At 67.7% G+C, this 14,029-nt stretch carries 13 protein-coding genes; 2 read left to right on the forward strand and 11 right to left on the reverse strand.

Annotation, left to right across the window (positions count from 1 at the left end; all coding sequences use genetic code 11):
- Positions 1-10: 10 nt before the first annotated feature.
- From NV2_RS18260 to argC, 6 genes are read right to left on the reverse strand one after another with little or no spacing between them, the layout of a single operon-like run.
- Entirely contained in the window at positions 11-544 is a 534-nt protein-coding gene (locus NV2_RS18260) for an arginine repressor (RefSeq protein WP_067875568.1), read from the reverse strand.
- Positions 541-1,479, reverse strand: a complete 939-nt coding sequence (gene argF / locus NV2_RS18265; RefSeq protein WP_067875571.1) for an ornithine carbamoyltransferase — start codon at positions 1,477-1,479, stop codon at positions 541-543. The genes NV2_RS18260 and argF overlap by 4 nt, the downstream gene beginning before the upstream one ends.
- A gap of 2 nt (positions 1,480-1,481) precedes the next feature.
- Complete coding sequence (locus NV2_RS18270; RefSeq protein ID WP_067875573.1) at positions 1,482-2,675, reverse strand: acetylornithine transaminase; 1,194 nt, start codon at positions 2,673-2,675, stop codon at positions 1,482-1,484.
- Positions 2,672-3,607 carry an acetylglutamate kinase gene (argB, locus tag NV2_RS18275; RefSeq protein ID WP_067875575.1) on the reverse strand — a complete coding sequence of 312 codons (936 nt, stop codon included), beginning with the start codon at positions 3,605-3,607 and terminating at the stop codon, positions 2,672-2,674. The genes NV2_RS18270 and argB overlap by 4 nt, the downstream gene beginning before the upstream one ends.
- A complete protein-coding gene (gene argJ / locus NV2_RS18280; RefSeq protein WP_067875578.1) occupies positions 3,604-4,821 on the reverse strand; it encodes a bifunctional glutamate N-acetyltransferase/amino-acid acetyltransferase ArgJ in 1,218 nt (405 codons plus the stop codon). The genes argB and argJ overlap by 4 nt, the downstream gene beginning before the upstream one ends.
- Positions 4,818-5,915, reverse strand: a complete 1,098-nt coding sequence (gene argC / locus NV2_RS18285) for an N-acetyl-gamma-glutamyl-phosphate reductase (protein ID WP_067875580.1) — start codon at positions 5,913-5,915, stop codon at positions 4,818-4,820. The genes argJ and argC overlap by 4 nt, the downstream gene beginning before the upstream one ends.
- Before the next feature lie 247 nt (positions 5,916-6,162).
- On the opposite strand from argC, the gene NV2_RS18290 reads away from it, so the two are divergent.
- Positions 6,163-7,695 carry an acyl-CoA synthetase gene (locus tag NV2_RS18290; RefSeq protein WP_067875583.1) on the forward strand — a complete coding sequence of 511 codons (1,533 nt, stop codon included), beginning with the start codon at positions 6,163-6,165 and terminating at the stop codon, positions 7,693-7,695.
- A 4-nt stretch (positions 7,696-7,699) separates the two neighbouring features.
- On the opposite strand, the gene NV2_RS18295 is transcribed toward NV2_RS18290, so the two are convergent.
- Together NV2_RS18295 and NV2_RS18300 are read right to left on the reverse strand one after the other, a co-directional pair.
- Positions 7,700-9,436: a pyruvate dehydrogenase gene (locus NV2_RS18295; protein WP_067875585.1), complete on the reverse strand. Its 1,737-nt coding sequence runs from the start codon at positions 9,434-9,436 to the stop codon at positions 7,700-7,702.
- A 99-nt stretch (positions 9,437-9,535) separates the two neighbouring features.
- Positions 9,536-11,044 (reverse strand): amino acid permease, encoded by a 1,509-nt coding sequence (locus NV2_RS18300; RefSeq protein ID WP_245662662.1) that lies wholly within the window; start codon positions 11,042-11,044, stop codon positions 9,536-9,538.
- Positions 11,045-11,242: 198 nt separating this feature from the next.
- Between NV2_RS18300 and NV2_RS18305 the strand changes: the two genes are divergently transcribed.
- Positions 11,243-11,545 (forward strand): hypothetical protein, encoded by a 303-nt coding sequence (locus tag NV2_RS18305; protein ID WP_067875591.1) that lies wholly within the window; start codon positions 11,243-11,245, stop codon positions 11,543-11,545.
- 20 nt (positions 11,546-11,565) lie between these two features.
- Here NV2_RS18305 and NV2_RS18310 read toward each other — a convergent pair whose 3' ends face one another.
- From NV2_RS18310 to NV2_RS18320, 3 genes are all read right to left on the reverse strand, one after another.
- Entirely contained in the window at positions 11,566-12,606 is a 1,041-nt protein-coding gene (locus NV2_RS18310; protein WP_067875595.1) for a hypothetical protein, read from the reverse strand.
- A 44-nt stretch (positions 12,607-12,650) separates the two neighbouring features.
- Positions 12,651-13,154 carry a PspA/IM30 family protein gene (locus NV2_RS31480; RefSeq protein ID WP_157102961.1) on the reverse strand — a complete coding sequence of 168 codons (504 nt, stop codon included), beginning with the start codon at positions 13,152-13,154 and terminating at the stop codon, positions 12,651-12,653.
- A gap of 85 nt (positions 13,155-13,239) precedes the next feature.
- The gene (locus NV2_RS18320; protein ID WP_067875598.1) at positions 13,240-14,022 is read right to left on the reverse strand and encodes an alpha/beta hydrolase; all 783 of its coding nucleotides are present in this window, start codon (positions 14,020-14,022) and stop codon (positions 13,240-13,242) included.
- Positions 14,023-14,029 lie beyond the last annotated feature (7 nt).

Below are 14,029 nucleotides of genomic sequence, written 5' to 3' on the forward strand. Positions count from 1 at the left end.
CGCGGCCGGTTCAGGCCAGATGTTCGATCTTCGAAGCCAGCTCGGCACCGGTCATCGGTTCGCGGGCGATCACGGCGATGGTGTCGTCACCGGCGATGGTGCCCACGACCTCGGGCAAGGCGGCCCGGTCCAGGGCGCTGGCCAGGAACTGCGCGGCGCCCGGCGGAGTGCGCAACACCGCGAGGTTGCCACTGTGATCGGTGGAGACCAACAGGTCACCGAGCAGTTTGGACAGCCGGGACGTACCACCGGTGACCCCGCGCACCGGGCTGCCGTCCTCGGGGACGACGTAGATCCCGGCGCCGCCGTCGGCCGCCCGCAATTTCACCGCGCCGAGCTCGTCCAGATCCCGGGACAGGGTGGCCTGGGTGGTCTCGATCCCCTCGGCCGCGAGCAGCGTCGCCAGTTCGGTCTGGCTGCGGACCGCGTTGGCCGACACCAGTTCCACGATGCGCTGCTGCCGTCCGGCGCGGGTGCGGGCGATCGCGGGACCGGATCGCGACGGCGATCGGGACCCGTTCGCTCCGGCCGGGACACTACTCACACCACACCACCCGATCGTCGCTGCAGCAGCCACGCCAGCAGCGCCTTCTGGGCGTGCAGACGGTTCTCGGCCTCGTCCCAGACCACACTGTGCGGACCGTCGAGCACCTCGTCGGTGATCTCCTCACCGCGGTGAGCCGGAAGGCAGTGCAGCACTAGCGCATCCGCGGCCGCGCGGGCCAGCAGTTCGGCGTTGATCTGGAACGGCCGGAACGGACCGACCCGGTCGAGCCCGTCGTTCTCCTGGCCCATCGACGTCCAGGTGTCGGTGACCAGGGCATCCGCGCCGGTGGCGGCGGCGATCGGATCTTCGGTGAGCGTGATCGTCGCACCGGTCTCGGCCGCCCGTGCGCGTGCGGCCTCGACCACCCAGTCCAGTGGCCGGAAGCCGGCGGGCGCGGCGATCGTCACGTTCAGCCCCGCGGTGACACCGCCCAGCAGCAGCGAATGCGCCATATTGTTGGCACCGTCACCGAAGTAGGCCAGCGTCCGCCCGGCCAGCTCACCCTTGCGTTCGCGCAGGGTCAGCAGATCGGCCAGCACCTGGCACGGATGGAATTCGTCGGACAGCGCATTGACCAGCGGAACCGTTGCCGCCGAGGCCATCTGTTCCAGCCGCTGCTGCGCGAAGGTCCGCCACACCACCGCGTCGACGTAGCGGGACAGCACCCGGCCGGTGTCGGCGAGGGTTTCCTCCCGGCCGAGCTGGGTGTCACGACCGTCGACCACGACCGCATGCCCACCGAGCTGAGCGATCCCCATCTCGAAGGAGAATCGGGTGCGGGTGGAATTCTTCTCGAAGATCACGCCGACCCCCCGCGGGCCCTCCAGCGGGCGCCGGGAGAACGGGGCCGACTTCAATTCCGCTGCCAGCGTGAGGATCTCGGCTTGTTCGGCGGGGGTGACATCGTCGTCACGCAGGAAATGCCGCACCATGGTCACTCACTCTCCTCGGACGCGGTGTCGAGTATCGCCGGGAGGTCGGCGAGGAAGGCCTGCGCCTGCTGTTCGGTGAGAATCAGCGGCGGGGCCAGCCGGATCACATTCGGCTTGGGTGGGTTGATCAGATATCCGGCGGCGCGGGCAGCGGCCTCGACCTGCGCCGAAACATCGCGGGTCAGCTGGATTCCGATGAGCAGTCCGGCGCCGCGTACGTGATCGATCAGCGGATGCCCCAGCTCCTCGATGCCGTCGATCAGTGTCTTGCCGACCGATTCGACATGGGCGAGCAGCCCCTGCTCGTCGATGGTCCGCAGCACCGCCAGCGCGGCAGCGGCACTGACCGGATTGCCACCGAAGGTGGTGCCGTGCACGCCGGGAGTGAGCAGATCCGCCGCCTGCCCCTGTGCCAGTACCGCACCGATCGGCAGTCCGCCGCCGAGGCCCTTGGCGAGGGTGATCACATCGGGCAGTACGCCCGCACTCTGATGGGCGAAAAACGCTCCGGTGCGGCCGATTCCGGTCTGCACCTCGTCGAGGATCAGCAGGGCGCCGTGCTCGGCGGTGATCGCGCGCGCCCGGGCCAGATAGTCCAGCGGCGGCACCACGACACCGCTCTCTCCCATGATGGGTTCGAGGAAGACCGCGGCGGTGTCGGCATCGACCACGGCGGCCAGCGCGTCGGCGTCGCCATAGGGCACGTGCACCACGCCGGGCGGCATCGGCTCGAACGGCGCCCGCTTCGACGGCTGCCCGGTCAGCGCCAACGCACCCATGGTGCGGCCGTGGAACGCCTCCTCACAGGCGACGATCTTGGTGCGGCCGGTGAGCCGCGCGATCTTGAACGCCGCCTCGTTGGCCTCGGTACCGGAGTTGCAGAAGAAGGCCTTGGCTGTACCGGTGCCGTCGCCGAAATGCGCGAGGAGTTTCTCGGCCAGCTCCACCACCGGCTCGCTGACATACAGATTCGAGACGTGGCCGAGCGTGCCGAGTTGCTGGGTGACGGCCTCCAGGATCGCCGGGTGCGCATGCCCCAGACTGTTGACCGCGATACCGCCGAGGAAATCGGTGTACCGGTTGCCGTCGGCGTCGTAGACGACCGCGCCCGCACCGCGCACCAGTGCCACCTTCGGCGTGCCGTAGTTGTTCATCAGCGCGGACGACCACCGCTGCTGCAGTTGTGTTGTGCTCATGAGGTTGTCGTTCCTACGGTCTCGGGTGGGGTCACCATCGTTCCGATACCTTCCCCGGTGAACAGTTCCAGCAGGACCGCGTGCGGTACCCGCCCGTCGATGACATGTGCGGTCGGCACCCCTGCCTGCACCGCACGCAGGCAGGCCTCCATCTTGGGCACCATGCCGGCGTCGAGGCCGGGCAGCAGCGCGGCCAGCGCGTCGGTGTCGATGCGACTGGTCAGCGAGGACCGGTCCGGCCAGTTCGTGTACAGGCCTTCGACATCGGTGAGGACGACGAGTTTCTCCGCACCGATCCCCTCGGCGAGCGCCGCGGCCGCGGTGTCGGCATTGATGTTGTGCACGACGCCGTCCGCGTCGGGGGCGATGGTCGACACCACCGGGATGCGGCCGGCACCGATGAGATCCAGCACCGCCTCCGGGTTGACGTCGGTGACATCACCGACGAGGCCGATGTCGGTGGCCGCACCGTCGACGGTGACGGTGCGGCGGGTAGCGGTGAACAGTCCGGCGTCCTCGCCCGAGGTCCCGACCGCATACGGTCCGTGCGCGTTGATCAGGCCGACCAGTTCCCGGCCCACCTGACCGAACAGCACCATCCGCACCACATCCATCACCTCGGGTGTGGTGACGCGGAAGCCGCCGCGGAATTCGCCCTCCAGGCCCAGCTTCTTCAGCATCGCACTGATCTGCGGGCCGCCGCCGTGCACCACGACCGGGTGGACCCCGACGGTACGCAGGAAGGCCATATCGGCGGCGAACGCGTGTTTCAGTCCGTCGTCGATCATCGCGTTGCCGCCGTACTTGACGACGACGATCTTGTCTCGGAACTTCTGCAGCCACGGCAGCGCCCCGGCCAGCACGTGCGCCTTGTCCAATGCGGACAGGTCGTCGGTGTGCACCGGATGCTCCGGTGTCGCTTCGGTACTCATGAGCTGTAGGCCGAATTCTCTTCGACATAGCCGTGCGACAGATCGGTGGTGCGGATGGTCGCGGTGCCCTCGCCCAGGCCCAGTTCCACCAGGACCTCGATGTCGGTCCCGGACAGGTCGACGTCGCGGGCACCGGGAGCCCCGGTCCCGTTGACACACACCGGATATCCGTTGAACGACACCGTCACCCGATCCGGTTCCAGTTCGATCGGCGCGATCCCGATCGACGCCAGCACCCGGCCCCAGTTCGGGTCCGAGCCGAAGAACGCCGTCTTGACCAGTGAGTCGCGGGCGATCGTCCGGGCGCCGATGAGCGCCTCGTCCTCGCTGACCGCACCCGAGACCGTGATCTCGACCCGTTTGGTGACGCCTTCGGCGTCGGCCGTCAGCTGCGCGGCCAGATCGTCACAGACCGCCAGCACCGCGGCGTCCAGCTCCTGCTGGGACGGAGTGACCCCGCTGGCACCGTTGGCCAGCAGCAGCACCGTGTCGTTGGTCGAGCAGGAACCGTCGATGTCGAGCCGGTCGAAGGTCCGGGCGGTGGCGGCGCGCAGCGCGGCGTCGAGCTGCTGCGGGCCGGCAACCGCATCGGTGGTGACGACCACCAGCATGGTCGCCAACGAGGGCGCCAGCATGCCCGCACCCTTGGCCATCGCGCCGATGTTCCATTTTCCGGGATGATGGAACGCCGCCTGCTTGGCCACCGTGTCGGTGGTCATGATGGCGTGGGCCGCATCGGCACCGCCGGACAGTCCGCCCGCCATCTCGTGCACGATCTCGGTGACCCCGGGCAGCAGTTTGTCCATCGGCAGCCGATCACCGATCAGACCGGTGGAGCAGACCGCGATTTCCCCCGCACCGGTGTCGGTACCCCAGTTGCTCAATGCCTTCGCCAGTTCCTCGGCGGTGGCATGCGTGTCCTGGAACCCGCCCGGCCCGGTGCATGCGTTCGCGCCGCCGGAGTTCAGGATCACCGCGCGCAGCCGGCCGCCGGTCAGCACCTGCTGCGACCACAGCACCGGCGCCGCCTTGACCTTGTTACGGGTGAACACCCCGGCCGCGGCGTATTCGGGCCCCTCGTTGAACACCAGTGCCAGATCCGGCTTTCCGCTGGCCTTGAGGCCCGCGGCGATACCCGCGGCCCGGTAGCCGAGCGGCGCGGTCACGCCCTGGTTGCGGACCAGTTTGCCGCCGGCGATATCGGTATCGGTCACGGTGCCACTCCTACGGTGGAAAGTCCTGCGGTCTCGTCGAGACCGAGAGCGAGGTTCATCGATTGCACCGCGGCGCCCGCAGTGCCCTTGGTCAGATTGTCGACGGCGCCGATCACCACCAGGGTCCGCGCGGCGGTATCCACCGCCACCTGCAGGGTGATGGCATTGGAACCGATCACCGAACCCGTTTGCGGCAGCGCGCCTTCGGGCAGCAGATGAATAAACGGCTCCTCGGCATACGCCTTGTCGTACACCGCCCGCGCGGCGGCGAGGTCGGCCAACGCACCGGCCGCATCCGGACGCAGCCGGGCGGTGCAGGTGGCCAGGATGCCGCGCGGCATCGGTGCCAGCACCGGGGTGAACGAGACTGTGACAGCGCCGATATCGGCGCCGGTGGCGGCCGCGGCCGCGTTCAGGTTCTGCGCGATCTCCGGAGTGTGCCGATGCGCGCCGGCGATGTTGTAGGCGCGTACCGAGCCCATCACCTCCGAACCCAGCAGTCCCACATCGAGTTTGCGGCCCGCACCGGAGGTTCCGGTCACCGCGACCACGGTCACCTCCGGCTCGACGATGCCCGCGCCGATCGCGGGCGCCAGGGCCAGACTCGACACCGTGGGATAGCAGCCCGGCACCGCGATCCGGGTGGCACCCCGCAGCCGGGCACGGGCACCGGGCAGCTCCGGCAGGCCGTAGGGCCAGCTGCCGGCATGTGGGGACTGGTAGTAGTCCTGCCAGGCCTGGGCGTCGGTCAGCCGGAAGTCGGCACCGCAGTCGATGATCACCGTGGACTCCGGCAACTGCTGCGCCAGCGCTGCGGACTGCCCGTGTGGCAGCCCGAGAAACACCACGTCGTGGCCGGACAGCACCTGGGCGGTGGTCTCCTCCAGCACCCGATCGGCCAGCGGCAACAGATGCGGCTGCAGCTGCCCCAGCGTCTGCCCGGCATTGGACCCCGCGGTCAGCGCCCCGATCTCGAGGCGCCCGGCTCGGTACTCCGGGTGCCCCAACAGCACGCGCAGGACCTCCCCGCCCGCGTATCCGCTAGCACCAGCAACCGCGACCCGCAGCACGGGCCCACTCGAGGTATCCGCCATGTGATGATTATGCATGACTCTGCAATCTCATGCACCAGTGGGTGGTGCACACCGGATCAGAACCCTCGGTCCCCCCGTAGGCGGCAACCGGCACCGGTTTTGGGAGATATCACCGAATCACCGTTCACTTTCGGCTAGGGTCGCACTCGCCGGGCACTGCCCCGGCGGCCGGCGGATGTATCGAGGCCGCGGGCCCGGTTCGGCTCGGCGGTTGCGGATCGCCACGTTCTCGGTGTGGAGGAGCAGTATGTATCCCGGTGCACATGTCGATGAATTCCCTGATAAACCGGCTGTCGTACTGGCCGGGAGCGGGAAGACGCTGACCTATCGGGAGCTGGAGGACAACTCGGTACGCCTGGCGCGACATCTGCACGCTGCCGGGTTGCGGGCCGGGGACCATGTAGCGCTGCTGTCCGGCAACGAGCTGGAGGTCTACGAGGTCTATTGGGCAGCGTTGCGATCCGGCCTTTACATCACGGCGGTGAACCGGCATCTGTCGGCGCCGGAGATCAGCTATATCGTCAACGATTGCGGGGCCCGGGCACTGATCGTCGCGGCGGAGCTGTCGCAGGTCGCCGGCGAGGTGCGCGAGTTGAGCCCCGAGGCCGGGATCCGATTGGCCTTCGGCGGCGAGGTCGCGGGGTACGGATCCTACGAGCAGGCGCTGGCGGCCTCGTCGCCCGAGCCGCTACCGGATCAGCCGCGCGGGGCCGACATGCTGTATTCCTCGGGCACCACCGGCCGGCCGAAGGGCATCAAACATCCGCTGCCGGATCGGCAGGTCGGCGATCCGCCGGGCGATACCTACACCGCCGTGTTCGGGCCACTCTACGGATTCGGCCCCGACACCGTGTATCTCTCGCCGGCGCCGCTCTATCACGCCGCCCCGCTGCGGTTCGGCGGTGTGGTGCACGCCCTGGGCGGCACCGTGGTGGTGCTGGAACGGTTCGAGGCCGAGGCGGCCCTGGCCGCGATCGAACGCTATCGCGCCACCCACAGCCAGTGGGTTCCGACGATGTTCGTGCGCATGCTGAAACTGGACGAGAGTGTGCGAGCCCGCTACGACGTCTCGAGTATGAAGGTCGCCGTCCACGCGGCCGCGCCGTGCCCGATCGACGTGAAGCAGGCCATGATCGACTGGTGGGGACCGGTACTGCACGAGTACTACGCCTCCACCGAGGGCAACGGCGCCACCTTCATCGACAGTGCGCAGTGGCTGCGCAAACCCGGTTCGGTCGGCCCGGCGGGGCTCGGTACGGTGCGCATCTGCGACGACGAGGGACACGAACTGCCCGCCGGCGAGATCGGCACCCTCTATTTCGAACGCGAGGACATGCCGTTCGCCTATCACAATGATCCGGAGAAGACCGCCGGCGCGATACATCCCGATCACCCGGCGTGGACCACCACCGGCGATATCGGATACATCGATGCCGACGGATTCCTGTTCCTCACCGACCGCAAGGCGTTCATGATCATCTCCGGCGGGGTGAACATCTACCCGCAGGAGATCGAGGACGCCCTGGCGCTGCATCCGGACGTTTTCGATGTGGCGGTGATCGGCGTCCCCGACGAGGAGATGGGTGAGTCGGTCAAGGCGGTGGTGCAGCCGGCACCCGGGACGGTACCCGGTCCCGAACTGGCCGCCCGGTTGCGCGAATTCCTGCGGGAACGCATCGCCCACTACAAGGTGCCCCGCAGTGTGGACTTCGTCGACGAGCTCCCGCGGACCCCCACCGGTAAACTGGTCAAAGGTAAACTGCGCGAACGTTATTCGTAACCGATCACCGGGGCACGTTGCGCAGATTCGAGCGCGCCATATCGATCATGCGGCCCACTCCGCCGGTGAGCACGATCTTGGAGGCGGCGAGCGCGAACCCGCGGACCTGAGCGGCGGTGATGTGGGGTGGCAGCGACAGCGCGTCGGGATCGGTGACGAGGTCGACCAGCGCCGGCCCGGGATGGGCCAGTGCCTCGGTGAGCGCACCCCGGATCGCCGCCGGTTCGGTCACGCGCACGCCGTGGATACCCGCTGCCCGCGCCACCGCCGCGAAATCCACCGGCGCATGGTCGGTCTCGAAATTGGGCAGGCCGTCCACCAGCATCTCCAGCCGCACCATGCCGAGCGAGGAATTGTTGAACACGATGATCTTCACCGGCAGCCGGTGCAGTGCGACGGTGAGCAATTCCCCGAGCAGCATGCCGAGCCCGCCGTCACCGGACATCGAGATCACCTGCCGGTCCGGGTAGGCGAACTGCGCACCGATCGCGTGTGGCAGCGCATTGGCCATCGTCCCGTGCAGGAACGACCCGATCACCCGGCGGCGGCCGTTCGGGGTCAGGTAACGCGCGGCCCACACATTGCACATGCCGGTGTCCACGGTGAAGATCGCGTCGTCGGCGGCGAGTTCGTCGAGTATGTCGGCGGCGTACTCCGGGTGTATCGGGGTGTGGTCGGCGACATTGCGGGTATAGGCGTCGACGACCTGCTCCAGTAGCCGGCAGTGCTCGGCGAGCATCCGGTCCAGGAATTCCCGGTCGGACTTGGCATGCAGCAGCGGCAGCACCGCCCGCAGCGTCTCGCGCACGTCGCCGTGTACCGCGAGCTGCAGTGGCGTCCGGCGGCCCAGGCGCGCCGCGTCGTGATCGACCTGGACGGTGTTGGTACCGGGCAGGAACTCGTCGTAGGGGAAGTCGGTGCCCAGCAGCAACACGAGGTCGGCCTCGTGCATCGCCTGATAACACGCGCCGTAACCGAGCAGCCCGCTCATGCCCACGTCGTAGGGATTGTCGAACTGGATCCATTCCTTCCCGCGCAGGCTGTGTCCGATCGGCGCGTGCAGCAACTCGGCGAGCTGCACCACCTCCCGGTGGGCATCGCGCACTCCCGCGCCACAGAACAGCGTGACCGAATGCGCGGCATTGAGCGCATCGGCGAGCGCCCGGATCCGATCCTCGGCGGGCATCACCCGGCCGAGCTCGGACACGAAACTCGACTCGCCCGTCGGGCGCGGGGCCTCGAGCTGCGCGACATCGCCGGGCAGCACGATCACCGAGACTTCGCCGCGGGCCAGCGCGTGCTGGATCGCGATCCGCAGCATGCGCGGCATCTGCTCGGGCCGGCTGATCATCTCGCAGTAGCCACTGCATTCGACGAACAGGCGCTCGGGATGGGTTTCCTGGAAGAACTGGGTGCCGATCTGATCGGAGGGGATGTGGGAGGCCAGCGCCAGCACCGGCGCACCGGTCCGATTCGCGTCATAAAGGCCCTGGATCAGGTGCGTATTACCGGGACCGCAGCTCCCGGCGCAGACGGCCAGGCGCCCGGTCAGCTGCGCCTGTGCCGCGGCCGCGAATGCCGCGGCCTCTTCGTTGCGTACGTGCACCCATTCGATCTGCGGATGCCGGCGCACCGCGTCGACGATCGGGTTGAGGCTGTCGCCTACCACCCCGTATATCCGCTGTACCCCGGCCTGAACGAGTACCGCTACGAACTGGTCGGACACATTCGTCTTCGCCATGCGCTCTCCTCCATCGCCGTGCAGAGCGCCGGTATCGCACCGTCGCCCCGAGCCGAAGGGCTCACTCCCGGATGAACAGATTCGCGATCGAGGAGGATATTACCGATCGTCGTCCACGATGACTTCCGGTGCGGCGCGGCGCCCCGGCCACGGCCGCTCCGCGACGACCGGGAACTGCCCGGTATGCCCGTGCCGGATGGCGGCGATGCGCCGAACCTTCCGGCGCGCGAGGAACCAGCCGGCGACGAGCACCGGCCCCATCACGGTGACCGTGACCAGCGTCGCGTAGCGCTGCACCGGATCGGTGCCGCACGCCATGAGGACGACGACGGCGACCAGGAACAGCAGGGTGACGACGGTGGTGTACGGGGCGCCCGGCATCCGGTAGGCGGGACGATGCGAGACGCCGTCGTACCAGCGGCGCCACAACCGCAGCTGGCACAGCAGCACCACCGCCCAGGAGGTGATGGTGCCCAGCGCCGAGACGTTCAGCACGATCTCGAAGGCCCGGCCCGGTATCACCGCCTCCAACCCGACGCCGAGCAGCGCGATCGCACCGGTCGCGAGGATGCCGACGTACGGGACACCCGCGCGGGACATGCGGGTCGCGACGGCCGGTGCGCTGCCGTTCACCGACATCGAACGCAGAATCCGCCCGGTGGAGTAGAGCCCGGCATTGAGACTCGAGAAAGCGGCGGTGAGCACGATGACGTTCATCACCGTTCCGGCGGCAGGCACCCCGATCCGGGAGAAAAAGGTGACGAACGGACTCTCACCGGAACGAAATACCGTGTAGGGCAACAATAGTCCGAGAAGAATCAGTGAACCCACATAGAACAACGCGATCCGGGCGATCACCGAGTTGATCGCCCGGGGCACGGTTCGCTCCGGATTCTCCGTTTCCCCGGCCGCGATACCTACCAATTCCACGGCCGCATAGGCGAATACCGCCCCGGTTGTCACCATGACCAACGGCAACGCACCGGTGGGAAACAGCCCGCCGTGGTCCGCGATCACCGCTGCACCGGTCTGCTCGCCGTGAATCGTGAAACGCCCCGCCAGGAATACGAGTCCGGTGATCAGAAATGCGCTCAACGCAACCACTTTCACCAAAGCGATCCAGAATTCCAGCTCACCGAACCAGCGCACCGAGATCAGATTCGTCCCGACCACCACGAGTAGCGCCGCGAGCGCGATCACCCACTGCGGGACCACGGCGAACGGTCCCCAGTACCGCACATAGGCCGCGATGGCGGTGATATCGACGATGCCGGTCATGCACCAATGGAAGAAATACATCCAGCCGACCACGAAAGCCAGCTTCTCGCCGTAGAACTCGCGCGCATAGGAGACGAACGAACCCGACGACGGCCGATAAGCAACCAATTCACCGAGTGCGCGCAGGACGAAGAAGACGAACACCGCACAGACCGCATAGACCAGGAAAAGACCCGGCCCGGCCGCAGCGAGGCGGACGCCCGCGCCGAGAAACAATCCGGTGCCGATGACGCCGCCGATCGCGATCATCTGCAATTGGCGGTTCCGCAGCGATCGGCGATAGCCGGAATCCTCGATATGCAGTGCGCCGGCCAGCGCCGATAGTTCCACGGGTCGATGGTCTGCACTCATGGCGAACTTTCGGATGGGGTGGGTCGAACTCCACAGAACGTACCGCTATGTAACGGCTCATTCAATGGAGGGATATGGCCATACGGAGCGGTCTGCTCTCACATTGCCTGTGCCACACCGAACCTCCGTGGCCGCACCGCATGTACGCGATCGGAGATTGCTGTCACACTGTGGCTCATGGCGGATCGGTTCAGCGACTTCATCGGCGGTGAGGACTACTTCACCCTCGATACCGACGACGAAAGCCTGCTGGACCCCGATGTCGGCACGGAGTTCGAATCCGTACTGCTGGGCATCGGTATGTTCGTGGTGTTCGCGGTGGTACTGATCGGCGGCCTGTTGTTACTGGAATTCGGCCACGACAGCGCCTCCCATGCGACCCCGTCGGCCCCCGCCTTCACCTCGGTCTCCCACGCACCACCGGACCCGCCCTGCTATCCCTTCCAACGCAACTGCCCGGCAACGGTTTCCGATATCTGAGCGCGGCACGGCCGCACCCCTCAGTCCTGCGTCTCCCCCAGGATCGCCAAGACCCGATCGGAGGTGTAGAAGGGCTCCAAGCGTTGGCGAATCAGTGCGTCCAGGACGCCGTTTCGCTTCGCGGCGTCGACGATTCCCGGGCCGTAGCGCAGGATCTCGGTGCGGAGATCCGCGGCGGACACCCCCAGTTCGGGCAGCAGGGCGCCCAGGGTGTGGTCACCGTACTTGTCGAAGAACACCTCCACGCATTCGTCGAGAAGGACCCCGACGTACTCCTTGTCGCGCGTGGTAACGACGATGCGATGCACCAGCAGTGCCAGTTCACGCAGATCCGCCTGTGTCAAGTAGTCGCGCAGGCCGCTGACCGGTTCACCGGCATGCAGATCCCAGAACTGCATGGCCGCACCGTGTACCGGCGCCTCGCGCAGCATCTCCCGAATGGCGTTGTTGGTTCGTTTGAGCGCGAACATCGCACCCTTGCCCGCCATATCGCCGATGAAGGTGGCCGAACCGGCACGCTCCGCAGCCTTGCGTGCGGATTTGGCAGCCGAGGTGCCGAAGGAGACCAGCGACCCGACTCCGGGGACCTTACTGGCCATCTGCCGGTTGGTCTCCATCACGTCGTCGATGAGCTTGTCGACGAATTTCGACGCCGCCGTGGCCACCAGCGGACTCTCGGTCAACCGCTGGAGGGTCCGCTCCTGCGCCTGGTGCATACCGAAGATCTTCTCCAGCAACGCTTCCACCGGTTCCCGCTCGACCACGTCACCGAGGGTGTATTCGTCGTTGCCGGCGATGTTGTCGTAGATCGCGTCGGCGAAGACCTCGACCGAATCCCGGATCACCGCACTGCCACCGATGCGGTTCACGACGGTGCGTACGGTGGCGCGCGCATCGTCGATGCCGACGACCTCGCGAAAGACGATGGTGTCGGCCACCGCCAGCACGTCGTCGACGTCACGCGCGACGACCTCGGCGAAGCGTTCGCCGGTCACCTCCGCCAGCAGGAACTCGACCTGCGCGTCCAAAAGTTTCGCGGCGATATCGCGCGGTGCGGTCATGGGATTCCCCTTCACCTGTCCGGTACGACCAGACAGGTGCGGAATCACTGCCCTGCGTCGCCGCCGTGCATCGACTTCCGGATCGCGTCCAGACGTTCCCGCGCGGCCTTCTCCCGCGCCTGCCATTGTTCGTCCGCGCTGCGGCCCGCCGGCGTCTGCCGATCCAACTCGCCCATCCCCTCGGCGGTGCCGTAACGCTGCTCGACCCTATCGCGAACCGACTCGAAAGTAGGGACTCCGGATTCGGAGTACTCGGCATACCCGCCCGGCACTCCGAAGCCCTCGGGCGGCAGCGGCACCCCCGAGCCCACGGCGACCTGCCCGAAACCTCCCGAGACCGGGGGCGGTACCGCGGCGGCCGTGCCCGGGGTGTCGGGACTCACATCCGTGACAGCCGGGGCGGGAGCGGGCTTTCCGGACATCTCTACTGCGGTCACATGCAGTGTGGCCAGGCTCGGCCTGCCCGCGGTCGCGGCCGCCACGACCTCGAGCAACTCCGCGTCGGGCAGCGCGGCGAGCAGTGCCGCCATATCACCGGTTTCGGACATGCCACCAGGCTACCCACCGCGCCGCGGACCCGACCGGATTACGGCGCGGCCCGGTGACCGGCTTGCTCCGCAGGCATCGGCCGCGTCACTCGCCCGGGATCGGCTCCGCCGCGGTGAGCACTTCGCGTACCCAGCCGGCGACCGTGCCCGACCAGCCGGGAATGGTGATCAGGGTGTTGTGCCCGGCACCGGGATAGATCAGCAACCGTTTCGGCCCCGGCGCGGCAGCATGCAGGGCACGGCCCATCTCGACGGGGACCAGCTCGTCCGCGTCACCGTGCATGACGAAGACCGGCGCATGCACCGACCGGATCCGCCGTTCACTCGGAAACGCATCCGGCACCAGCATTTTCGGTATGAACGGGTAGACGGCATGACCGACTGCACGGAGCCCGGTGAACGTGGACATCAGGACCATCGCGGCGGGCGGGTGGGTGACGGCCAGTTCGGTCAGCACTCCCCCACCGAGTGACTTGCCCAGGTAGACAACGCGTTCGGGATCCACCCCCGGACGCTCCAGCAATGCCCGGCGCGCGGCGCGAGCGTCCAGGTACAGCCCACGTTCGTGCGGTCGGCCCGAGCTACGCCCGTACCCGCGATAGTCGAAGGTCAGCACATCGAGCCCCGCGGCGGCCAGCAGCGCCAGCACCGGCGACCGGCCGCCGATATTGCCGGCGTTGCCGTGGGCGTAGAGCACGTGGCCGATCGGGCGCTCCGCCCGCACGAACCAGGCGTTGATCCGCGCCCCGTCGGCAGCGGTGACCCACAGGTCCTCGTAGTCGAGCCCGAACCGCTCGGGAGTCATGGTGATCGGGCGCTCCGGATGGAACGTCAGCGCGTTGAGCACACTCTCGGCCGGATGTCGCACAACACCT

The sequence above is a fragment of the Nocardia vermiculata NBRC 100427 genome, assembly GCF_001613265.1.
In the GTDB taxonomy this organism is placed as follows: domain Bacteria; phylum Actinomycetota; class Actinomycetes; order Mycobacteriales; family Mycobacteriaceae; genus Nocardia; species Nocardia vermiculata.

Bases quoted from the DNA above. Each gene is read 5' to 3' on its own strand.
- argF (WP_067875571.1), bottom strand. From the start codon at position 1,479: ATGGTGCGGCATTTCCTGCGTGACGACGATGTCACCCCCGCCGAACAA.
- NV2_RS18270 (WP_067875573.1), bottom strand. From the start codon at position 2,675: ATGAGCACAACACAACTGCAGCAGCGGTGGTCGTCCGCGCTGATGAAC.
- argB (WP_067875575.1), bottom strand. From the start codon at position 3,607: ATGAGTACCGAAGCGACACCGGAGCATCCGGTGCACACCGACGACCTG.
- argC (WP_067875580.1), bottom strand. From the start codon at position 5,915: ATGGCGGATACCTCGAGTGGGCCCGTGCTGCGGGTCGCGGTTGCTGGT.
- NV2_RS18290 (WP_067875583.1), top strand. From the start codon at position 6,163: ATGTATCCCGGTGCACATGTCGATGAATTCCCTGATAAACCGGCTGTC.
- NV2_RS18295 (WP_067875585.1), bottom strand. From the start codon at position 9,436: ATGGCGAAGACGAATGTGTCCGACCAGTTCGTAGCGGTACTCGTTCAG.
- NV2_RS18305 (WP_067875591.1), top strand. From the start codon at position 11,243: ATGGCGGATCGGTTCAGCGACTTCATCGGCGGTGAGGACTACTTCACC.
- NV2_RS18310 (WP_067875595.1), bottom strand. From the start codon at position 12,606: ATGACCGCACCGCGCGATATCGCCGCGAAACTTTTGGACGCGCAGGTC.
- NV2_RS31480 (WP_157102961.1), bottom strand. From the start codon at position 13,154: ATGTCCGAAACCGGTGATATGGCGGCACTGCTCGCCGCGCTGCCCGAC.